Below are 21,500 nucleotides of genomic sequence, written 5' to 3' on the forward strand. Positions count from 1 at the left end.
AAAGGAATACATTCGCTCCTTGCTCATTTATTTTTTCTGCTTAATTTCGACTTTATGAATAAAATATACACACTAACATCAGCTTTCACATCTAATACTTCCGGCCAGAAATGCAATGCTATCGCGGCTCCTGCAACAAAGGAAGAAATCAAGCGATGTACGGACTTGTTCGACTTCGACTTTCTCAGCTTACATGAAGATTACATCATTTACAAAATGTTTGTCTATTATGAACCGGACGCCGTCCAGGGTTTAGTAGCGTTTCGCCCAACACCCGGAATTTTGGAATGTGCTAACATGGAAACGAGCCGTTTCAATAAGCGTGGTGCCCCGTTATACAGTGGAATAGGGAAAGCACTTATTGCATTATGTTGTAAGTTTTCGACGGATCACGGTATGGACGGATACATTTATTTTGATGCAAAAAACAGGTTGATTCCTTATTATCAACGAATGGGTGCCAAATCGATATTTGGGCTAAGAATGGTAATCGAGTCTGATAATGCGCAAAAATTAATTGACTACTACTTTAAAAATTCTTAATTTTAGTAAATGGACACATTAATCAAAAAGAAAAACACTCAAAATAATCCGGACTTGGAAGACGAAGCCTGTGATGGACCAATGATGGTTTGGAATGGCGTGCGTTCTGCCGAGGATGTTAAATTAATGAGTGACTGGGCTTCCAGAAGTAAAGAAGAACTGGCGAAAAAGAAAAGTTCTTCCAAAATAGCAAAATAGGTATATGAGAGTTGCTCTTGGTATCTGCTAAAACCTAACATCATACCTCACAGCAATCGCCCGCCCTGGGAGATTATATCCTCTTTTTTCGTAATAATTTTCGTCAGTCAGGTTGCTTAGTTTTAGAGAAATCGAATGCTGGCTGGTAATTTTGAATGCTGCCGTAAAGTCTAGCACCATATAGTTCGGATATTCAATTTCCGGGTTGATCGGGTCGGTATAGTCGATGTCAGTCCGGTTTCCTACACTCCGGCCCGACAAGCGGATGCGCAGCCACTTCAAGTTATCGTATTCAATGCCGTAATTGAAAGTATTACGCGCCACATTCTGAATCCGGCGGGTTGTTTCCGACGCATCCGTTCCGACGATTACCTCCTTCGCTTTAAGTAGGGAAGTGCCGTTCCAGAAAAATTTCAATGAATATCTCCCGTCACTGGCCGCTCCGAAATCGTATGCCAATGCAGTTTCAATGCCCGAAATATTGGCTTCTGCAGCATTGACGAATGTCGCCCGTGATACAATCACGTCCAGGTTAGGCAGAGGCTCATTCACCGTTTTGATGATCTTTGCGATCCGGTTTTGAACCTGTGTCGAGAAATAAGTTATTCCTGCTGAAATGCCGGATTTGGGTTTGTTTAACTCCAATCCGAGGTCCCAGCTCAGGCTACTTTCGTTTTTGAGATTCGGATTGCCCGTAGTGACAGCAATGCGCCCCTTGGCATCGCGTATTTCATTATAACCCGCCACGCTATACGCATCCGTGGTCACAAATGCTCGGCCGACCGTTGCTTTCGCCCGCAGGAAAGATGTCAGCGCGTAAGTGATACCCAGGCTCGGGCTCGTGAATGGATTGCTCTTTTTTCCGGCTTTGTAAGTAGGCAGTAAGGCTGTTTCGCGCACATCAAAAGTAATGTTATCAAGCCGTACCCCAGGCTGTACGGCGAGTTTTCCGAAGTTCAGCAACGCCTGTGCGTAAAATGCGGAAGAAATAATAGCATATTCAGGTTGGGTAGGGGCACGTTCTGTCGTATCGTTGGTCCACCGCCTGCTGATGGTACTTGCATTGAGATAATCGTATCCCAAAACCAAAGAATGCATTCCCATTTTCCAGACATCCTTCACCTGCACACCGCGCCACGCATTATGCCCACGTGCGGAACGAAACGGGACAACTGGTTTTCCAGACACATTCAGCGTGTAATTAGCAGTATTTTCTTCTGACGTAAAAACTTTAAAAGTAGGAGAATGGTTACCGATCGCGCCGGTCACGGACACTTCCAGAGTAGCGCGGTCAATGTCCTTTTTACTAGCCTCTATACTCCCTGATGCTATTTCACCCGGCGATTCAACGTCCCTGGCCTGGAATTTCTCGCCGCGAACATCCATACGCCATTGCTCGCTAAACTGATAACCCAATCGTAAGGCCCCGGAGTAATAATGAAGTTGGGTAAATGGTCTTTTCGCGCCGTCATCAACGGTTTCGTCTACTTTTTGAATGGGCTGGGCGGTATAGTTCTTTTGTGCACTGGTATATCCTGACAAGTCCCTCAGCCAGTTGTCTTTTCCGATCTTGTAATCTTTTGATCTTTCAAAATAAGCAAAGGAAACGTCGTAGTCGAACCGTTTGGTGAGGTTCCCGCCTGCATTTAGTCCCGCTTGTAATGTTTGAAAGCTGCCACATTCCAGAAAACCATTTCCATGGGTATCACCTCTGGATTTTCGAGTGATCACATTGATAACCCCGCCCATCGCCTGGGATCCATAAAGTGAGGAAGCCGGCCCCTTTAAAACCTCTATGCGCTCCACACCATTCAGGTTGATCTGGGATAAATTGGTAGCACCCGCCGGACGACCGTCTATCAGCAGTAAAGTTCTTTGATTGAGACCCGAAAACTGAGGCCGGAAGCCCCGTATACCGATTCCAGATGAAAGATTAGGATACTGGATCACATCTACGGCAGATATTTTTCTGACAATATCCGTAAGATCGGTGGCTGGTGTCATCTGAATGTCGTCTTTGGTAATCACATCAAGCTTTTGAGCAATCGTCGCCTTTTTTGTTTCGGTCCGCGCAGCCGTTACCACTACCGGATCCAAAGCATTGCCTTCTGTGGAATCAGTGGTAATTTGTTGTGAATGAGCGATAGATGCAGTCAGTGAGAAAGCAAGCGATAGCATTGCCTTGCGGCCGGAAAACCCTCGAAAGTTTGTTTTGTTAATGTAATGGAGCATTGTAAGTCCTCGTAAATTTTAAAATAAACTCACGGGAAAATGCAGGAGAAGACAATGACCGCAATGCAGCCTGCCAGATTCCTCTTACCTTTCTTCCCGAAAGCAAAACCGGATATTTTCAACTGGCAGGTCTTCTGACTCGTTCAAATTTGGCGCCTTCCCGGGGTTATGCAGTGAATTTTGAAACTTGTCGTCTCATTCACACCAAGTCCCAGTGACATTCATGCCAAAACTTTTTTAATGAACTTACAGCAGCGGGTACTGTCCCGGATTCACACCGGATTCCCTTTTAATCGCGCCAAAGGCGCAAACCAACGAAAGCGCAAAGCTAGTTTATTTTGCGAGAGAGGGAAGTGAATTTTTGAATTGAGTGAAAAACGGTTATAATTTGAAATATCCTTTACCTTTACGACCAAACAAGTTCTTTACAATATTTTTCCAACAGGAAAAGGATTTGCATTTAATGCATTAGAGGGGAATCGTGTGAGAATCACGAGCTGTCGCGCAACTGTAAGTAACACCGCAAGGTAGTTACAAGTCAGGAAACCTACCTTTTCCATGTTGACAACGCTTTCGCGGTTTGAAGCTTAGTCTGGTTTGGATAATTTTTCAGAAATACCTCATTTCTGATCTCAGAATGATCTTTTCGTCCTGAAAATCCTTTCTATTCTCCCCTCATTTTCGCGGACGCTGCCAAAGTACTGAAAGAGCTTTAAATCGGTTTAAAGATTTAAAGAATGTCCGAACATCCATCCCATTTCCTGATTTCCGCGCCTTCCAGCAATTCCGGCAAGACTACCATTACGTTGGGGTTGCTTCGCGCTTTGGGGGAGCGAGGGTTAAAGGTCCAACCATTCAAATGCGGCCCGGACTACATTGACACCATCCATCACACTGCCGCTGCCGGGACGCAAAGCATCAATCTCGACACCTTTATGACTTCCGGGGAGCATGTGAAGGAAATTTACAGGCACTACTCCGCCGGGGCTGATGTGTCGGTGACCGAAGGCGTAATGGGTCTGTTCGATGGGGCGGACAGAATGGAAGGAAGCAGCGCAGCCATTGCGGAATTGCTGGACATTCCGGTGATACTGGTCATTAATGCCCGTTCAATGGCCTATTCGGTGGCTCCGTTGATTTATGGTTTCAAAAATTTCAATAAAAATATCAGAGTAGCAGGCGTCATTTTCAATTTTGTCAACACGGCTTCTCATTACCGGTTTTTACAAGATGCATGTGAAGATGCTGGTGTAGAAGCACTGGGGTATCTGCCTGAAAACAGGAATCTGAGCATTCCTTCCCGACATTTGGGACTGCATATATCGGCCGAAACTGACTACGAAGCAATCATTCAAAAGCTAGCTGAGCAGATACCGTTGACAGTAAATCTCGACCGGCTCCTCGAAATTACCCGTCATCAGGTTCTTGTCAATAACGAACCACCAGCAAGCATACCTGTTCAAACTGGCAAGAAGCTGCGAATCACCATTGCCCGTGACGAAGCATTTTCATTTACCTACCATCAAAACATTGAGGTACTGTCCCAATTTGGCGAAATAACCTGGTTCAGTCCCATGCATGACAGCGATTTGCCTGAAACAGACCTTCTTTACCTACCCGGCGGCTACCCTGAATTGTTTGCCCGAACATTGGCAGACAATGAAAGTATGCGCCAAAGTATACATCATTATTGCAGCAACGACGGGCTGACTTATGCCGAATGTGGCGGGTTGATGTATCTCGCCAAAACCTTGATCAACAGCAAAGGTGAAAGCTTCCCAATGACCGGCGTTTTAAACTGCCATACCTCCATGGAAAATGCAAAAATGACCCTGGGATACAGGATCATGCATTGGAATGGCAGGGAGGTACGCGGGCATGAGTTTCACTATTCCAAAATATCGGATGAAAGGCTTCAAGCTGTGCCGGCCACGCTTACCAATGCAAAAGGAATAGCAGTGGACACGAAAATGTACCGGTCCAAAAATACATTCGCATCCTATACACACTTGTACTGGGGCGACAAGCCTGAATTTATTGAGCAACTTTTAACAACCATTGATGCTGAAAGCGAGTCACGGAATGATAACGCACAGCCAAAAACCGAAAAATGAAAAGACAGCGCGTTACCCGGTCGGATGGCAAGGCGATAAACCTGGTGCAGCGACGGGGACATTTATCCTATTGCTACAATGCCTGCTGCTGCGGACGGGTAGACAGAGGTTATGCACCGGTTCCGGTAGAACTTTACAAAAGCGAATGGCTACGCAGAAAGCTGCGCAATGTAGTGCATATGACGAAAGGAGGCTGCCTGGGCCCCTGTACGCTGGCTAATGTGGTGACATTACTGTTCGACGGACATTCGGTTTGGTTCCATTCCATTAACAACGACTGGCAAATCGTCGCGATCTTTGATTATCTCGAAAGTATGGTCAAGGCGGACCGCTACCTGGTACCGCCGTCCGATCTGGCTGAATATGTTTTTCAATTTTATACCTGGAAAGGCTCAGAAACAGCGACTATTTCAGCTCAAACTGCATTGCCGTCCGAAGGGATTGTTTTTCTGACGCATGCCGATACAGACCTGCTTACGCTGAACCGCACGATGCAGCTCTTGCCGGATGATTTTTCCAAAACACTGGGTATTAGTTTGCTCGCTATTAAAAGTGAGGAGCAAATGGAGCAATTGCTTCAAAGGGAATTGGCCGAGGCCCAGATTATCATTGTCCGCATTCATGGGCGACTCAGTAGCATTCCTGGTTTTGGAGAACTTGTTAGTCTTGCTCAAAAAAGGCAGCAGCATCTGATCGTGGTCAGTGGAACTGGCGAGCTGAACCCGGAATTTGCAGCCGTTTCTACGGTTTCCCCAGCAATCCTGCATGAAACATTGGCCTACCTACAGGCAGGGGGTTATAACAACTTCTTATCACTGTTATATTTTCTATCGGATCACTTGTTACTGACCGGTTTTGGGGCCGAATCGCCTCTGAATCTCCCAGAACATGGTATTTACCATCCTGATCTGCCAGAAAATGCAGACATGTCCGATTGGTTGAAATATTATAACCCGGCGCTGCCGATCATTGGGATCACTTTTTACCGGGCACATTGGATCAGTGGAAATGTCAGCTTTGTGAATGCGATGATCAGGTCGCTGGAAGACCTGGGGGTCAATGTGCTGCCCGTTTTTACTTCCTCATTGAAAGCCGCAAACCCTGAAACCGGCATACCATTTGCCTTCGAATTTTTCGAAATCCCATCCAGGTTTCGCTTTGACGTACTGATCAATACCATTTCATTTGCCATTACCGATATTCAACCAGCCGGTACCATCAGCAAACCCGCCGAGGCATTGACAGGCCTGGACGTTCCGATTTTGCAGGCCATTACCAGCGGAATGAGCCGCGGTCCGTGGGAATCGTCTGCCCGGGGACTTAATCCGCTGGATACGGCTATGAATGTGGCGATTCCTGAATTTGACGGCCGCATTATCACCGTTCCTGTTTCATTCAAAGAAAAGGGAAAAGATACAAGAGGCTATGAACCGCTGGACGACAGGATTGAGCGGGTAACCGGCCTCGCTGTACGTTTTGCAAGACTCAGGCATTTAAAAAACAGAGAAAAAAGGGTAGCATTCATTTTTACCAATTCCAATACCAAGGCATCCCAGGTCGGAAATGCCGTCGGACTGGATGCTCCTGCTTCACTCATGAACATGCTGCATGCCATGCAGGCCGAAGGTTACCAGATCAATAACCTGCCTGCCACCGGGACAGAATTGATCCATACCCTGATAGACCGCTGTTCGTACGACGAAAATTACCTGACGCTGGATCAGCTTGCTAATGCTGTTGGTCGTGTTTCAGCGAAACAGTATACAGACTGGTTTCAGGAGTTGCCCATTGCATTGCAACAAAAAATGACAAAGCAATGGGGCCCGGCGCCGGGAGAAACCTATGTGCATGAAAACAATATTGCACTTGCCGGACTCGATCTGGGCAATGCGTTTGTAGCATTACAGCCGCCGCGTGGGTACGGGATGGATGCCGACGCCATTTACCACCAGCCGGATCTGCCACCGACCCATCATTACCACGCATTGTATCGCTGGCTCAGGGATAGCTGGCGTGCCGATGCGATTGTGCACGTTGGCAAGCACGGAACATTGGAATGGCTACCGGGCAAAGGTATAGGGTTGTCGGAAAACTGTTTTCCAGATGCTTTTTTAGGCGATTTGCCATTGTTTTATCCTTTCATTATCAATGATCCGGGCGAAGGCTCGCAGGCAAAACGCCGCGCACATGCGGTTATTATCGATCACCTGACCCCGCCCATGACTTCTGCGGACAGCTATGGCGAACTCGCTCAACTGACGCAGCTGGTAGACGAATATTATCAGGTAGAAAGCCTTGATCCGGCCAAATTGCCATTGTTACAAAGGCAAATCTGGGAATTGATCAAACAAACTAACCTGGATACCGATCTCGCGGCCATGCTCAGCCGCGTCCACGGCGATCATAAACACGACTGGGATGATGAGATGACGCCCGAGGGTGTTCCGGTTAGTCTCACCGAAATGGATGGGAAGGACATTGCGCATTTGATCGAAGATATCGACGGCTATTTGTGTGAACTGGGTGCCGCGCAGATCCGTAACGGGCTGCACACATTAGGCGAAATGCCCCAGGACGATGCGCTGGTGGATATGCTGCAATCGCTCACCAGGCTGCCTAATGCTAATGTTCCCGGTTTGCAGGGAGAACTCGCAACACTTTTTCAGTTTGAAATAAACACGCTGCTCGATCATAAAGGAGAGAAACTGGAAGCTGTTTCTGAGCATTTTCAGTCATTGGCAGGAAGACCAGTGGTCACCTCAGCGGATGCGCTCGAAGTACTTGCTGAACTTGGAAACCATCTTTTCAGGCTGCTGGCGCGTCATGGCTTTGATATAAAAAAACTGGATCAGGTTCTTTACGAAACACTGGATATGATTCCAACCGAGCCTGCATTGACCTGTATTCGCGGTATCATGGAGTTTGTATGCCATGAATTGCTTCCTAATCTTGCCAAAACCGATGAGGAAATAACAAATCTCCTGCACGGGCTCTCAGGCGGGTATGTACCTGCGGGGCCGAGCGGTGCGCCTACGCGTGGGATGGCGCATATCCTGCCCACGGGAAGGAATTTTTACGCGGTCGATCCACGGGTACTGCCATCGAAGGCGGCGTGGGAGGTAGGGCAGCAGCTGGCGAAAGAAGTGCTGGATCGCCATTACAAGGAAACGGGACGTTACCCGGAAAGCGTCGGGATCAGTATCTGGGGCACGAGCGCCATGCGTACCCACGGGGATGATGTGGCTGAGGTGCTTGCATTGCTCGGTGTACGTCCGGTGTGGCAGGCGGAAAGCAGACGAATTACCGGTGTGGAAATCATATCGCTGGAAGAATTGGGTCGGCCAAGAATTGATGTGACAACCCGGATCAGTGGTTTTTTCAGGGACGCTTTCCCGCATTTGATTGATCTGATGGACGATGCGGTGCAAATGGCGATTGCGCTCGATGAAAATGTAGAGCAGAATTTTATTCGAAAGCATTATTTAAAAGAGTTAACGGAGCTTCAAAAAGATAACCAGTTGTCCGTCGAAGAAGCAGAAGAACGGGCTGCTTACCGCATTTTCGGTTCGATGCCGGGAAGTTACGGAGCGGGTATTCTACCATTAATCAATGAAAAAAACTGGCATACGGACGCAGATTTCGCCCAGGCTTATGTGAACTGGGGCGGCTACGCATATACCCGGAATGTGCAGGGCATCGATGCCCGGAACGAGTTCAAAGAGCGGCTTTCCGGGGTGGAGGTCGCGCTTCATAATCAGGACAATCGGGAGCATGACATTTTCGACAGCGACGATTACCTGCAATTTCATGGCGGAATGATCGCTACGATCCGCAATCTCACGGGCCGTCAGCCCAAGCATTACTTTGGCGATTCGCACGATACATCACGACCGGTCGTGCGGGATTTGAAAGAAGAAACATTGCGGGTTTTTCGTTCCCGTGTTGTGAATCCGAAATGGATCGAGAGCATTAAAAAACATGGATATAAAGGCGGATTGGAACTGACTGCTACCGTCGATTATCTGTTTGGCTATGATGCCACAGCCAATGTGGTGGACGACTGGATGTATGAGAAAGTAGCCGAAACCTATGCGCTGGACGGGGCTATGCAGCAGTTTTTCGCGGAAAGTAATCCCTGGGCATTGCAGGCCATTGCGGAAAGGTTACTGGAAGCGGTACAAAGGGAATTGTGGAAAAATCCGTCGGAAAAAGCATTGCAGGAATTGAAAGATCTGTACCTGAAAAGTGAGGAATTACTGGAATCCAGGGCAGATTAGGAGGTGAATTTTTATTGAATTGAAAAAATAACAAACATGAATTTGTACCCGTTTTCCGCCATAGTCGGACAGGAGAAGTTGAAAAAGGCGCTGCTAATGTGTGCCATCAATCCTGCTATCGGGGGCGTGCTGATCAAAGGTGAAAAAGGGACGGCCAAGACGACGGCGGTACGAGGTCTGTCGGCCATTATACCCCATACATCGCAGGAAGAGGGTTTTGAAACAGAAAAAATGACTGTACCTTTTGTCGATCTGCCATTGGGCGCCTCAGAAGACAGGATTTTGGGAAGCCTTGATCTCCAAGCCATTGTTTCCGAAAAGAAGAAAAAATTCCTGCCCGGATTGCTCGCCAGCGCCCACCAGGGCATACTGTACATTGACGAAGTGAATTTGCTGGCCGATCATTTGGTGGATATTTTACTGGATGTCGCTGCTTCCGGCATCAATACGGTGCAGCGGGAAGGGCTTTCTGAAAGCCATCCTGCGCGGTTTATGTTAATTGGGACGATGAACCCGGAAGAAGGTAATCTGCGTCCACAGTTCCTGGATCGTTTTGGATTAATGGTTGAGGTAGAAGGGCATATGAACCTGGTCGACCGGGTGGAAGTGGTACGCAGAAGGATCGCGTTTGAGAGCGGGCCGGAACTGTTTGTATCTCAATGGCAAGCTGCACAACTCACCTTACAATCACAAATACTGAAAGCCCAGCAATTATTACCCTCCGTGAAAATGCCGGAGGGGCTGCTTACTTTAATCAGTCAGTTGTGTATTGAGCGGTCAGTCAGTAGCTTACGGGCAGATATTGTTATGTTTAAAACGGCAACCGCGCTGGCGGCGTGGGCGGGTAGACTGAATGTTACTGCCGAAGATATCCGCGAGGCAGCCGAATTAGTACTCAACCACCGACAGGGCAAAAAGCAATCTCAAACTAATCCTAACAATCAAACTGACCAGCAGAAAAGCGAGCCGAAGGAAAATCAGGATCTTGGACAAAATAAGGATTCCGAAGAATGTGGTGAGGGTAATTGCCCAGAGATAGCCGATGAAAAGGTTTTTGGCAGTGATAAAGAAGCGGTAGTACCGACCCTAAAAAGCGAGCAGCCGATCACCATTCCTGAATTGGTAAATGGTCGCAGTCAAAAGGCGTTAGAAACTTCCAGAGGTTTTCAGGTGCGGGCTGAAAAAACACATACTGTTCACAATCTGGCAGTTAATGAAACGATCCTGCATGCCGTCATGCGCGACCCCGATCACCTCATGATCCGGAATGAAGATCTGCATCAAAAAGTAAAAAACGGCAAAGCGGGCCACCTGATACTGTTTGTCGTGGATGCCTCAGGTTCCATGGCTGCGGGCAAGCGCATGGAAGCAGTGAAGGGATGTATATTGGGCTTATTGAAAGACGCTTATCAAGAAAGAGATATGGTCGGGTTAATCTCTTTTCGGGGCGTGGAGGCCACTATTTTGCTTGAACCCACCAATAGCATTAATGACGCTGAGGATTCAATGGACCTTCTGCCGACCGGAGGCCGCACGCCATTGTCGCACGCGTTGCTGCTCGCTTCGGAAGTACTGAAATCTTATGAAAAAGCGAAGGATTTGCAACCATTACTCGTGGTACTGAGCGATGGAAAGGCCAATGTACCATTGCCGGGTGGTGGCGATCCATGGCGGCAAGTGTTGCTGGTGGCTTCCCAAATGGCTGAAAAATCGGTTCGTGCACTCGTTATTGATACCGAAACCGGATACCTCAGATTTGGAAAAGCGCAGGAGCTTGCATCCGCGCTGGGAGCTGAATGTTTGTCCCTGGATGAGCTTTCTTCGGAAAATCTGACTCATTTGATCAAAACCAGAATAATCAGATGATAAGTGAAAAATTAAAGCCCATCATGTTTGTTGGTACTGGTTCGGATGTTGGTAAAAGCGTCATCACAGCCGGATTTTGCAGGATTTTTAAACAAGACGGGTACGAACCAGCGCCATTCAAAGCGCAAAATATGTCGCTCAATAGCTATGTGACTGCCGAAGGACTGGAAATAGGGCGCGCGCAGGCAGTACAGGCCGAAGCTGCCCGAATACCTTGTTTGTCGGATATGAACCCGGTGCTTTTGAAGCCTACCAGTGACCAGTCGTCACAGGTCGTTTTGAATGGCAAACCCATTGGAAATCAGTCGGCCTACTCGTATTTCATGGCGAATGACAGACACGAATTGTTTGCAGCCGTGAAACAGTCATTTGATCGTCTTGCGGCGCAGTATAATCCCATCGTGATGGAGGGGGCCGGGAGCATTTCGGAGCTTAATCTGAAACACCGGGACATTACCAATCTACGTATGGCCACCCACGCCGAAGCCGCTACCTACCTGATCGCGGACATTGACAAGGGCGGTGTGTTCGGAAGTATATATGGGACCATTGCTTTGCTCACCGCAGAGGAAAAGGCTTGCATGAAAGGCATTATCATCAACAAGTTCCGAGGGGATGCGCGGTTGTTTGAAGAAGGGAAAAAGATGCTTGAAGAACTTACCGGGCTACCTGTGGCGGGCATTCTGCCTTATTTTCGCGACATCCATATTGAACAGGAGGATTCTGTTTCTTTGGAATCCAAATACCGTACCGCGGTGGAGGGAAAAGTGAATGTAGCCGTCATTCTGCTGACCCGTCTTTCCAATTTCACCGATTTTGACAGATTGGAAAATGATCCGAGGGTCAATTTATTTTATACCAATGATCCAGCGGAGATTTCAAAAGCGTCCATTGTGATCATTCCCGGAAGTAAAAATACCATTGCCGATATGCTCGCATTGAAAAATAATGGTGTGGCCAGGGCCATTACCGAAGTTTACAAGGCTGGAAAAACAGTGATTGGTATTTGCGGTGGCTACCAGATGATGGGCGAAACGATTGAAGATCCGCTGCATGTGGAAGGAGAGATTGAACAGATTCCGGGACTTGGAATTTTGCCTGTTACAACCATTCTGCAAGGTGAAAAAACCACATTGCAACGCCAGTTTACGTTCCGGGAAAACGGCGAAAACTGTACAGGATACGAGATACACATGGGTGAAACCTATTTTATAAAAGAGCAGTCGCCCGTTGCGATGCTGAGCGATGGCCGAAAGGATGGTTATTATCAAAACAGCAAGGTGTGGGGCACTTACCTGCACGGTATCCTGGACAATGGTGCGGTCATTGAAGACGTACTAGCGCCTTACACTACTGAAATTTCTGATAAAATATTTGATTTTCAAAGGTTTAAAGAAACGCAATACGACCGGCTGGCGGATCTGATCCGGGAGAATATAGATATGGAGTTGATTTACAAAAGCTTACAATACTAAGACGAAATGTTGCACGGGCATGGAGATGATGGATATAAGTACGGGAGGGAAATTCTTGCCGATTTCAGCACCAACGTCTGGTACGGGGCAGAGCCGGCAGGGATGAAGGAATATGTTTTTGAGAGGTGGAATCACGTCAATCGTTATCCGGAAGTGGTTTCGGAAAGTTTGCGCGAAAAGATTGCACTGCACCATAAATGTGCTGTGAATGAGGTGATTGCCTCCAATGGGACAGCTGAAAGTATCTATCTGATCGCGCAACTTTTCACTGGTAAGAAATCAACCATTGTTATCCCTGCATTTTCAGAATATGAAGATTCCTGCCTCATTTTTGATCATGAAGTCACGTTTTTGAACTGGAAGGAAGCATTGGAATTACCGGTTTTGAGAACCGACCTGGTTTTTATCTGCAATCCGAACAATCCCACCGGACAGATTTTTCCAGACCTGGAATACTGGCTGAAACTGAACCCGCATTGCGTGTTCGTAGTAGACGAAGCATTCATCGATTTTACTTTGGACTTAAAATCCATTGCCCCGCTCGTACAACGTTACCCAAACCTGATCCTGATGCGCTCACTGACCAAGACTTACGCGATCCCGGGCCTGCGGCTAGGTTACCTGCTCGCACATGAAGATATGATCAATCGGCTGATGGCCATTAAACCTCCATGGACCGTGAACGCGCTGGCTGCTGCTGCGGGTACATTCATTTTTGAAAATTGGCCAGACATTCAGTTGCCTATTCAGCAGATAATGGCCGACAAAGATGCATTCGTCAGGGAATTGCGGGAAAACGATGCCATCGCGATTGAAGACAGCAGTACTCATTTTTTTACTGGAAAAACAATGGTCAAAAGTGCCCGGCAGCTGAAAGAATTTTTACTGAATAATCACCAGCTCCTCATCCGGGACGCGGCAAATTTCAGAAGTCTGAACAGGCAGCATTTTCGCATTGCTACATTGAGTTCTCAACATAATCGATTATTGATCAAAGCATTGGAGGAATGGAAAACGCTATATTATTGATTTCACCTCTGCTCACTGGTTACCTGCTGGATCTCTGGCTCGGTGACCCGGATCATTGGCCACATCCGGTACGCGTTTTCGGTAATCTGATAGCAGCCGGAGAGCGGTTTTTGAACCATGGACGCTTCCCGTTTATCAAGGGAATGTTGCTTTCCGTCGCATTGGTAGTTTTGGTGTTTCTTTTCTTTACAGTGTTAGATAATGCGCTCAGGAAGTATTCAGGACTATTTTGGTTAATCAACAGTCTTTTTGTGTACTTCGGTTTGGCCAATAAAAATCTCATTGCAGAGGGGCAGCAGGTGTTTTCAGTTTTGCAGAACCGTGGCCTGAATGAAGGACGCCAACAACTTGCCCGCATCGTGGGTAGGGATACCTCACAATTGACTGAAAATCAGGTACGGATCGCTGTTTTTGAAACGATGTCGGAGAATCTGAGCGATGGTGTCGTTGCGCCTTTGTTTTACTACGCGATCGGCGGGGTTCCCGGAATGATGGCCTATAAGATGATCAATACGATGGATTCGATGCTGGGTTACCGTAATGATCACTATGAATGGTTTGGTAAATTTCCCGCCCGACTAGACGATGTCGCCAATTTTATCCCTGCGCGCATCACCGCCGTTTTAATGGTGCTACTGACTGCCAGCGGAAGAGGCTGGAAAGCAATTCTTAAATACGGAAACAAGCATAAAAGCCCCAACGCTGGCTACCCGGAAGCTGCATTGGCTGGTATCCTGGACTGCCGTTTTGGGGGGCCTAACGTGTACCATGGAAAAATAGTTGAGAAACCCTACATCGGTGAAACGGAACGGGTGATCCAGAGCGACGAGATCAGACGTGTGAGCAGTATCAATCACAAAGTTTGTCTGACGGCTGTTCTTTTGTTAATGATGGGCTTGCTGGCAGCTTGTAGCACATCGTCTGCTATTTACGAAAAAGGCGATGCAGCAGCGGCAGTAGCGGATCTCTTTCCTGAAAAAGTGAAGATCAACCACGCCAATGGCTTTTCCATCGCCTATCATGGCAATTATAAAACGGTCAAAATAGTAAGTCCTTTCGAAAAAACCATCGATACCGCCACTTTCGTACTCGTGCAGCGCGGTACGCCCAGACCCCGTGGATTTTCCGACAGTCAGATCATTGAAATACCGGTACGCAGCCTGGTTGTGATGTCGTCGCTGCACATTGGTCTGGTTGGTTTTCTCGAAGCCGAGGAGGTTTTGACAGGTATGGGAAACCTGAAATACGTGTCTTCGGCGAAGGTATTGGCGAGGATTGGTGCCGGTAAAATCGCAGAGGTGGGGAAGGAACAGGGGCTGAATGAGGAACTGCTGATCAGTATGCACCCGGATCTCATCATGGCTACCGGCAGCCCGGTAACGCGAATGGCCCGCTACCAGGCTATGAATCAGGCGGGTATACCGGTGATGGTGAATTCGGAATGGGTGGAGACTACGCCGCTGGGCCGTGCAGAATGGGTGAAGCTGCTCGCCGCTCTTTTGAATAGGGAAGCATTGGTGAATCAGAAGTTTATGGCAGTTGAAAAAGAGTACAAAAGACTTGCTGCCCTTGCTCAAAAAGCCAAAAACAAGCCCAGCCTGATCACCGGCATGAATTCCAAAGACGCGTGGTTTGTACCGAATGGGAATAGTTACGCCAACAGGTTTTTTCAAGATGCGGGAGCTACGTATCATTGGGCTGATACCAAAGCGACAGGCAGTTTGCCGTTGAGCTTTGAAACCGTGTACCCGGTGGCTTTACAGGCTGATTACTGGCTGAATGTGAGCATTGGGAATTTGAAAACCAGGCAGGATATTTTGGCGAAGGACGTTCGATATGCTGATTTTAAGGCATTTAAAACCAACAAAGTGTACGGCTATCACAACCGCACCAATGCGCAGGGAGCCAATGATTACTGGGAGTCGGGTGCTGTGAACCCGCATCTGGTACTGGCGGATCTGGTCAAAATATTGCATCCGGAGTTGCTGCCGGAACATCAATTGATATACTACAAACCAATTAACTGAATGAAGATTTACACCAAAAAAGGGGATAAAGGAACGACCGGATTGTTCGGCGGCAGCCGCGTGAGCAAGGATGATGTGCGGATCGAATGCATTGGAACGCTCGATGAGGCCAATTCTACCATTGGGGTACTGCGGGTGAAGCTGGGTAATGATCATTCCTGGCAACCCAATTTGCATAAAATCCAGAAAGACCTGATGGATATGATGTCGCATTTGGCGAGGCCTTCGGACGCCAAAAAAGAGAACAAAAATCCGATGCCGGTGGACGGGGCGGAATTTTGCGAACAATGGATCGACGAGTTGGAAACCGCCATGACCTCGCCTTCCGATTACTTTTTGTTGCCGGGCGGAAATGAGGTTTCGGCACTATGCCATGTAGCACGCACGCAAATGCGACGGGGCGAGCGCAGACTGGTTTCATTGATCAAAACGGACGAAGTACACGAGGCGATACCTGCCTATATCAACCGTTTATCGGACTTATTTTTTACACTGGCACGTGCTGAAATGGACAAGGCTGGTGTGGCGGAAGAGAAGTGGCAATTGTTTCTGTACAAGCGCTTTAAAACGGCTGAGTAGATGATTATTTACATTTCAGGTGGGGCGAGAAGCGGGAAAAGCAGGTATGCCATGGAGCTGGCTTTGGAGAAAAGTAGCGACCCCGTGTACGTGGCCACGGCAAGGATTTGGGATGAGGATTTTGGTCAAAGAGTGGAACGTCACCGGCAGGAGCGCGGGCCGGAATGGGCCTTGTTTGAATGTGAGCAGGACCTGCACCTGCTTCCGCTGACTGGTCGTACTGCTGTGATCGATTGCGTTACACTTTGGCTTACCAGCCTGTTTATGGCGCACGATCAGGACATAGACAGTGCATTGGCGGCTTTTAAAACCGAAATAAATGCCATAGCAAAGATGCAGGGCACATTCATTATCATTTCCAATGAAATAGGAATGGGTGTTCACGCGGAAACCGAGGTTGGACGGAAATTTACAGACTTACAGGGCTGGGCCAACCAATATGTCGCGGCACTCGCAGGGGAAGCTGTTTTTATGGTTTCAGGCCTGCCATTAATTCTTAAAAAATAATACGCCATGAAAACAGATACATTAATAGCGACAGAAATCTCTGAAAAAATAAACAACAAAACCAAGCCGTTGGGCGCATTGGGGATGTTGGAAAAACTGGCTTTTCAAATTGCCTCGGTTCAAAATACATTGTTTCCAAAACTGGAAAATCCCCACATCATTGTGTTTGCAGGAAGTCACGGCATTGCGGCGAAGGGCGTGAGCGCGTATCCATCTGAGGTGACGCCGCAAATGGTGCTCAATTTTATAAGCGGAGGCGCGGCGATCAATGTGTTTACCCGGCAGCATGACATTCAGCTTTTGCTGGTGGATGCGGGTGTCGATTATGATTTTGAAAAGAGCGAAAAACTGATTGACGCGAAAATCAATTATGGCACCAGAAATTTTCTGGAACAGCCCGCGATGACCGCGGAGGAATGCAGCAGATGTTTTGAAAAAGGTGCTGAATTGGTGCAGCAGGTTAAAGCAACTGGCTGTAACGTGATCGGTTTCGGGGAAATGGGAATCGGTAATACCTCTTCTGCTGCGTTGATCATGAGTAAATTGCTCACTATACCCATTGAAGATTGCGTAGGCAGAGGTACCGGATTGGACGACCAGCAGCTGGCACAAAAGATATCGATATTGAGCGAAGCATTAAAAGTACATCAACATGCAGGCAACGAGCCGGTGACTGTGATGCAAACTTTTGGTGGATTTGAGATCGCGATGATGTGCGGTGCGATGATGGAGGCTGCCAGGCAGGACATGATTATTTTGGTAGATGGCTTTATCGCCTCGGCGAGTTATTTATGTGCACTTCAGCTGTTTCCATCTGTGAAAACTAATGCTGTTTTCTGTCACCAGTCTGACGAAAAGGGGCATAGGCTATTATTGCAGGCATTGGAAGCTGAGCCGATTTTGAAGCTGGGTTTACGACTAGGAGAAGGAACCGGCTGCGCGCTGGCTTACCCGATACTGGCCAGCGCGGTGGCTTTTTTCGATGAAATGGCTAGCTTTGAAAGCGCAGGGGTCAGCAATAAATCATCATGAAACGGCAGATAACGCTTTTTTTTACCGCATTACAATTTTACACCAGAATTCCGGTACCGAAATGGGTCGCCTACCAGCCGGAAAACCTTAGCGCTGCAACGGCGTATTTGCCTTTTATTGGTTGGATCGTCGGAATGATTGCCGGAGTCGCCTGGCTGGGCGGATTGTATGTTACGGACGTGACCGTGGGCCTATTGATTTCATTGACAGCTTCGATACTGACAACGGGCGCATTTCATGAAGATGGTTTGGCTGATGTTTGCGACGGTTTCGGCGGAGGCTGGACAAAGGAAAAGATCCTCGAAATCATGAAGGACAGCCGCCTCGGAACTTATGGTACCACTGGCTTAGTACTGATTCTTGCATTCAAATTCTCGCTATTACAGATCCTGGCAGTCAGAGACCAGGCTGCATTGGTACTTTTACTGGTGGCCGGGCATTCCGTAAGTCGTCTGATGCCCACATTTGTTATTTTTTTTCAAAATTACGCACGCGATACTAACGATAGCAAGGCCAAACCTGTGGCTGAAAAACCCAGCTGGCTCACATTAACAGCAGCCTGCTTTTTTGGCGTTATTCCATTGATACTGCTTGCATTTTCCAAACAGGAACCGCTGGTGTTATTAGCATTGGTTTTCCTTGGCACCATTACATTTTTCATGAGCCGTTATTTCAAAAAATGGATCGGCGGATATACCGGCGATTGCCTGGGGGCTATTCAGCAGGTTAGTGAGACTGGATTTTACCTCTTTATAGTCGCATTGTGGAAGTATATTTGATCCGCCACACGACCCCGGTTTTAGAGCCCGGCCTTATTTACGGTCGAAAAGAGCTGCTTTTACACGATACCTTTCCTGACGAGCTGGCAGTGGTAATGCGTCAACTTCCTGAGCATTTCGAAGTGGTTTATTCCAGCCCCGCATTCCGTTGTGTGGAACTGGCGAAGGAAATAAGTCCGGATTTTATTATCGACACCCGTCTGCAGGAACTGGATTTTGGAGAATGGGAGGGGAAAACTTGGGACACCGTCGATCAGGTGGCTTTGCAATGCTGGATGGATGACTATGTGACTGTATGCGTGCCGGGCGGGGAAAGTATGGTGCAGATGCGTGACCGGGTCATGGAATTTTGGAATGAGTTACTCACCCAAGCACATACTCGCGTGTGCATTGTCACACACGCGGGAGTGATCCGTTTGTTGCTAGCGAGCGTGAGGAACATTGCATTGACGGATATTTTTGACATCAAAGTACATTATGGAGAAGTGATAGTAGTTAAGCCATTTACTTCCTGATCTGCGTTTTGTAATTTGAACCTCAATTTTCAGCCTTTAAATTGAGCAGCCATGGAAAACGATTATCTGCAAAGTGTTCGGAAACAATTTGAGTATTACAAAATGCTGGGTGACAAAACCATCGCCCAGGTTACTGACGAGCAGCTTTTTTGGAATTACAATGAAGAAAGCAATAGTATAGCTACCATTGTCAAGCATTTGTGGGGGAATATGCTGTCGCGCTGGACGGATTTCCTGACGACCGACGGAGAAAAAGAATGGCGTGACCGGGAAGGCGAGTTTGAAAACGATATCAGCGACCGGGCGGAGTTACTAGCGAAGTGGAACGAGGGCTGGAACTGTCTTTTTGCAGCATTGGACTCGCTGAATGAAAGTAATTTTAACCAACTGGTTTATATCAGAAACCAGGGCCATACGGTCACGGAGGCCATTAACCGTCAGCTGGCACATTATCCTTACCACGTCGGACAGATCGTTTTTATTGGTAAAATGGTTTTGAATGACCAATGGACTTCGCTATCGATTCCGCGCGGCGATTCCGGAAAATACAATGCGGATAAATTTGCAAAACCTAAGGGCAAGACCCATTTCACTGACGAGTATATACGAGGCGACTACAACAAGTAATGGTGGATTTGTACCCGAATGTCGTAATCGCCCCCTGATATTGCCGGAATCACACAGTATGTATCCTTTTTGTATAGGCTAGTTTTGTAATGTCAAGTTAATCAACCAAAACACTTATAAACCTATACCATCATGGAAGCTACATTCGCAAATCAAACTGTTAAAAGCCAAAGTAACAAAGGATTACTGGCCGGAAAAATCATCAGCGCACTGTGCATTCTGTTCCTGCTATTCGACGCCATTATGAAAATCATCAAAGAATCACATTCTATCGAAGGCTCGGCGCAGCTGGGCTGGCCGGTGGATCAGGTTCAGAGCATTGGCATCGTGCTACTCATTGCCACGATACTTTACATCATCCCACGCACCGCAATTTTAGGGGCGATTCTACTGACAGGTTACCTCGGCGGCGCCATCGCTATCATGGTCCGGGCAGGACAGCCACTCTATTTCGCACTTACATTCGGTGTGCTCGTATGGGCAGGATTGTACCTTCGTGATGAGAAGTTGCGGAAGCTGATTCCTTTTGAAAAGTAACAACAAAGCTACACAACACCACCCATTAACGGGTCGGTCTTAGTTACTGCTCCTGTCTCAACGTGGCCTGCGAAGCGTTCTTCGTAGGCTTCGTTGCCTTTTAGTTTTAGGCTGAAATCGTACCAGTTGAATGATTTGTTTAGATTCAAGGTAATGTTCGTTTTGGCGCCGGCGGCAATGATTTTGCTGCGGCTTCCGGTTTCGTAGCTGTTATCTGCGAGCGTAACTGTATGGGATTTTGAATCATTGTTCTGGATCGTTACCACCACATTCCCAGTCAGTTTGGAAGATCCGGACGCTTCGTAGTTGCAGGTGATTTGCAGCAATGGATTGGTTTTATTTCCCGAAAATTCACGGTAAAAACCATTGGGCCCGTAAATCCGCAGGTGGTAGTTTCCATTTTTAAAATCATCGATTTTCCATTCATCCTGCAACATATCCCCGGCAGCTACGCTGTAATCCCATGCACGAAGCGGATCATTCTGGTAAGGGTTCATGGCGTAAACGCGGAACGGCGAACCGGTCGCTTTGTTTCCAAAAACCTTGTTCCCAGCCTTGAATGACAATGCGATACTGTTTTTGGCCTGATCAAAATGCAGGTTTGTATAAGGCTCGTAGGGTAATGCGCATGCCGAGCGGATACCTTTTTCCTGTTTGGGGAAATAAGGAGATTTCTCAGGGTCTTTATTTATTTCCTCGATTTCAGCGGCAGTCAGTTTCTTGAAGTTCTCAGGGACTTGTTTGAATTGTGACTGGTGAATGCTTTCAAGAAAAGGTTCTCTTTTCAGAAATGCGGGTTTCTCTATTTTTTCACCATTAAATGGCCTGAAAACAGAAGTAAGGTCACCACAGATCGTTCGACGCCATTGTGTTATATTTTCTTCTTTTACTTTTTTGTTGAACTTCTTTTCCAGGAAATTTTCAAGGAATTGCAATGATGAAGTATGATCAAATACCTCTGAATTGACAAATCCGCCGCGCGACCAAGGCGACGCTACGATCATAGGCACACGGTATCCGAGCCCGATGGAGCCCTCGCGAATGTTACTCGCTACTGACGAAGGATTGGTCTGTTGGTCACGCGTTGCGAAGTCCAGTTTTGGATCAATGCCTGCGGATACTTTGCCGGTATTTTCTTTGTAAGGATTTGGAACAATATAAGG

17 protein-coding genes and 2 riboswitches are annotated in these 21,500 nt (G+C 47.5%); of the genes, 15 read left to right on the top strand and 2 right to left on the bottom strand.

Going from position 1 to position 21,500, the window contains the following annotated elements:
* The first annotated feature begins 54 nt into the window (after nt 1-54).
* Both ABIO93_RS19070 and ABIO93_RS19075 read left to right on the top strand, forming a co-directional pair.
* A complete protein-coding gene (locus ABIO93_RS19070; RefSeq protein WP_348070527.1) occupies nt 55-543 on the top strand; it encodes a GNAT family N-acetyltransferase in 489 nt (162 codons plus the stop codon).
* A 9-nt stretch (nt 544-552) separates the two neighbouring features.
* Nucleotides 553-741 (top strand): hypothetical protein, encoded by a 189-nt coding sequence (locus ABIO93_RS19075; protein ID WP_348070529.1) that lies wholly within the window; start codon nt 553-555, stop codon nt 739-741.
* Nucleotides 742-768: 27 nt separating this feature from the next.
* On the opposite strand, the gene ABIO93_RS19080 is transcribed toward ABIO93_RS19075, so the two are convergent.
* Nucleotides 769-2,973, bottom strand: a complete 2,205-nt coding sequence (locus ABIO93_RS19080; protein WP_348070531.1) for a TonB-dependent receptor — start codon at nt 2,971-2,973, stop codon at nt 769-771.
* 106 nt (nt 2,974-3,079) lie between these two features.
* Nucleotides 3,080-3,304, bottom strand: a riboswitch (cobalamin riboswitch).
* A 102-nt stretch (nt 3,305-3,406) separates the two neighbouring features.
* Nucleotides 3,407-3,543, top strand: a riboswitch (cobalamin riboswitch).
* 167 nt (nt 3,544-3,710) lie between these two features.
* Here ABIO93_RS19080 and ABIO93_RS19085 point away from each other — a divergent pair.
* The 13 genes from ABIO93_RS19085 (at nt 3,711) to ABIO93_RS19145 (ending at nt 20,337) form a co-directional block, all read left to right on the top strand.
* Nucleotides 3,711-5,087 carry a cobyrinate a,c-diamide synthase gene (locus ABIO93_RS19085; protein ID WP_348070533.1) on the top strand — a complete coding sequence of 459 codons (1,377 nt, stop codon included), beginning with the start codon at nt 3,711-3,713 and terminating at the stop codon, nt 5,085-5,087.
* Nucleotides 5,084-9,364 (top strand): cobaltochelatase subunit CobN, encoded by a 4,281-nt coding sequence (gene cobN / locus ABIO93_RS19090; protein WP_348070535.1) that lies wholly within the window; start codon nt 5,084-5,086, stop codon nt 9,362-9,364. The genes ABIO93_RS19085 and cobN overlap by 4 nt, the downstream gene beginning before the upstream one ends.
* A gap of 36 nt (nt 9,365-9,400) precedes the next feature.
* Nucleotides 9,401-11,230, top strand: coding sequence for a magnesium chelatase subunit D family protein (locus tag ABIO93_RS19095; RefSeq protein ID WP_348070537.1), 1,830 nt, complete (start codon nt 9,401-9,403; stop codon nt 11,228-11,230).
* A 23-nt stretch (nt 11,231-11,253) separates the two neighbouring features.
* Complete coding sequence (locus ABIO93_RS19100) at nt 11,254-12,705, top strand: cobyric acid synthase (RefSeq protein ID WP_348070539.1); 1,452 nt, start codon at nt 11,254-11,256, stop codon at nt 12,703-12,705.
* 6 nt (nt 12,706-12,711) lie between these two features.
* A complete protein-coding gene (locus tag ABIO93_RS19105; RefSeq protein ID WP_348070541.1) occupies nt 12,712-13,734 on the top strand; it encodes an aminotransferase class I/II-fold pyridoxal phosphate-dependent enzyme in 1,023 nt (340 codons plus the stop codon).
* Complete coding sequence (gene cbiB / locus ABIO93_RS19110; protein ID WP_348070543.1) at nt 13,713-15,761, top strand: adenosylcobinamide-phosphate synthase CbiB; 2,049 nt, start codon at nt 13,713-13,715, stop codon at nt 15,759-15,761. Before ABIO93_RS19105 ends, cbiB begins: the two co-directional genes overlap by 22 nt.
* Nucleotides 15,762-16,340 carry a cob(I)yrinic acid a,c-diamide adenosyltransferase gene (locus ABIO93_RS19115; protein WP_348070545.1) on the top strand — a complete coding sequence of 193 codons (579 nt, stop codon included), beginning with the start codon at nt 15,762-15,764 and terminating at the stop codon, nt 16,338-16,340.
* Nucleotides 16,341-16,847, top strand: coding sequence for a bifunctional adenosylcobinamide kinase/adenosylcobinamide-phosphate guanylyltransferase (locus ABIO93_RS19120; protein ID WP_348070547.1), 507 nt, complete (start codon nt 16,341-16,343; stop codon nt 16,845-16,847).
* Nucleotides 16,848-16,853: 6 nt separating this feature from the next.
* The gene (cobT, locus tag ABIO93_RS19125) at nt 16,854-17,879 is read left to right on the top strand and encodes a nicotinate-nucleotide--dimethylbenzimidazole phosphoribosyltransferase (RefSeq protein ID WP_348070549.1); all 1,026 of its coding nucleotides are present in this window, start codon (nt 16,854-16,856) and stop codon (nt 17,877-17,879) included.
* Complete coding sequence (locus ABIO93_RS19130) at nt 17,876-18,658, top strand: adenosylcobinamide-GDP ribazoletransferase (protein WP_348070551.1); 783 nt, start codon at nt 17,876-17,878, stop codon at nt 18,656-18,658. The genes cobT and ABIO93_RS19130 overlap by 4 nt, the downstream gene beginning before the upstream one ends.
* Complete coding sequence (locus tag ABIO93_RS19135) at nt 18,643-19,173, top strand: histidine phosphatase family protein (protein WP_348070553.1); 531 nt, start codon at nt 18,643-18,645, stop codon at nt 19,171-19,173. Before ABIO93_RS19130 ends, ABIO93_RS19135 begins: the two co-directional genes overlap by 16 nt.
* Before the next feature lie 51 nt (nt 19,174-19,224).
* On the top strand, nt 19,225-19,800 hold the full coding sequence (locus ABIO93_RS19140; RefSeq protein WP_348070555.1) for a DUF1572 domain-containing protein: 576 nt from the start codon (nt 19,225-19,227) through the stop codon (nt 19,798-19,800).
* A 132-nt stretch (nt 19,801-19,932) separates the two neighbouring features.
* Nucleotides 19,933-20,337: a DoxX family protein gene (locus ABIO93_RS19145; protein ID WP_348070557.1), complete on the top strand. Its 405-nt coding sequence runs from the start codon at nt 19,933-19,935 to the stop codon at nt 20,335-20,337.
* Between the two features lie 8 nt (nt 20,338-20,345).
* Here ABIO93_RS19145 and ABIO93_RS19150 read toward each other — a convergent pair.
* On the bottom strand, nt 20,346-21,500 hold a 1,155-nt coding region (locus tag ABIO93_RS19150), incomplete at its 5' end, for a phospholipase domain-containing protein (RefSeq protein ID WP_348070559.1).

The organism is Dyadobacter sp., from assembly GCF_039919315.1.
Taxonomy (GTDB): Bacteria; Bacteroidota; Bacteroidia; order Cytophagales; family Spirosomataceae; genus Dyadobacter.

What these genes read in the sequence shown, in the direction of transcription:
- ABIO93_RS19070 (WP_348070527.1), top strand. Translation starts at nt 55, where the DNA reads ATGAATAAAATATACACACTAACATCAGCTTTCACATCTAATACTTCC.
- ABIO93_RS19075 (WP_348070529.1), top strand. Translation starts at nt 553, where the DNA reads ATGGACACATTAATCAAAAAGAAAAACACTCAAAATAATCCGGACTTG.
- ABIO93_RS19080 (WP_348070531.1), bottom strand. Translation starts at nt 2,973, where the DNA reads ATGCTCCATTACATTAACAAAACAAACTTTCGAGGGTTTTCCGGCCGC.
- ABIO93_RS19085 (WP_348070533.1), top strand. Translation starts at nt 3,711, where the DNA reads ATGTCCGAACATCCATCCCATTTCCTGATTTCCGCGCCTTCCAGCAAT.
- cobN (WP_348070535.1), top strand. Translation starts at nt 5,084, where the DNA reads ATGAAAAGACAGCGCGTTACCCGGTCGGATGGCAAGGCGATAAACCTG.
- ABIO93_RS19095 (WP_348070537.1), top strand. Translation starts at nt 9,401, where the DNA reads ATGAATTTGTACCCGTTTTCCGCCATAGTCGGACAGGAGAAGTTGAAA.
- ABIO93_RS19100 (WP_348070539.1), top strand. Translation starts at nt 11,254, where the DNA reads ATGTTTGTTGGTACTGGTTCGGATGTTGGTAAAAGCGTCATCACAGCC.
- ABIO93_RS19105 (WP_348070541.1), top strand. Translation starts at nt 12,712, where the DNA reads ATGTTGCACGGGCATGGAGATGATGGATATAAGTACGGGAGGGAAATT.
- cbiB (WP_348070543.1), top strand. Translation starts at nt 13,713, where the DNA reads ATGGAAAACGCTATATTATTGATTTCACCTCTGCTCACTGGTTACCTG.
- ABIO93_RS19115 (WP_348070545.1), top strand. Translation starts at nt 15,762, where the DNA reads ATGAAGATTTACACCAAAAAAGGGGATAAAGGAACGACCGGATTGTTC.
- ABIO93_RS19120 (WP_348070547.1), top strand. Translation starts at nt 16,341, where the DNA reads ATGATTATTTACATTTCAGGTGGGGCGAGAAGCGGGAAAAGCAGGTAT.
- cobT (WP_348070549.1), top strand. Translation starts at nt 16,854, where the DNA reads ATGAAAACAGATACATTAATAGCGACAGAAATCTCTGAAAAAATAAAC.
- ABIO93_RS19130 (WP_348070551.1), top strand. Translation starts at nt 17,876, where the DNA reads ATGAAACGGCAGATAACGCTTTTTTTTACCGCATTACAATTTTACACC.
- ABIO93_RS19140 (WP_348070555.1), top strand. Translation starts at nt 19,225, where the DNA reads ATGGAAAACGATTATCTGCAAAGTGTTCGGAAACAATTTGAGTATTAC.
- ABIO93_RS19145 (WP_348070557.1), top strand. Translation starts at nt 19,933, where the DNA reads ATGGAAGCTACATTCGCAAATCAAACTGTTAAAAGCCAAAGTAACAAA.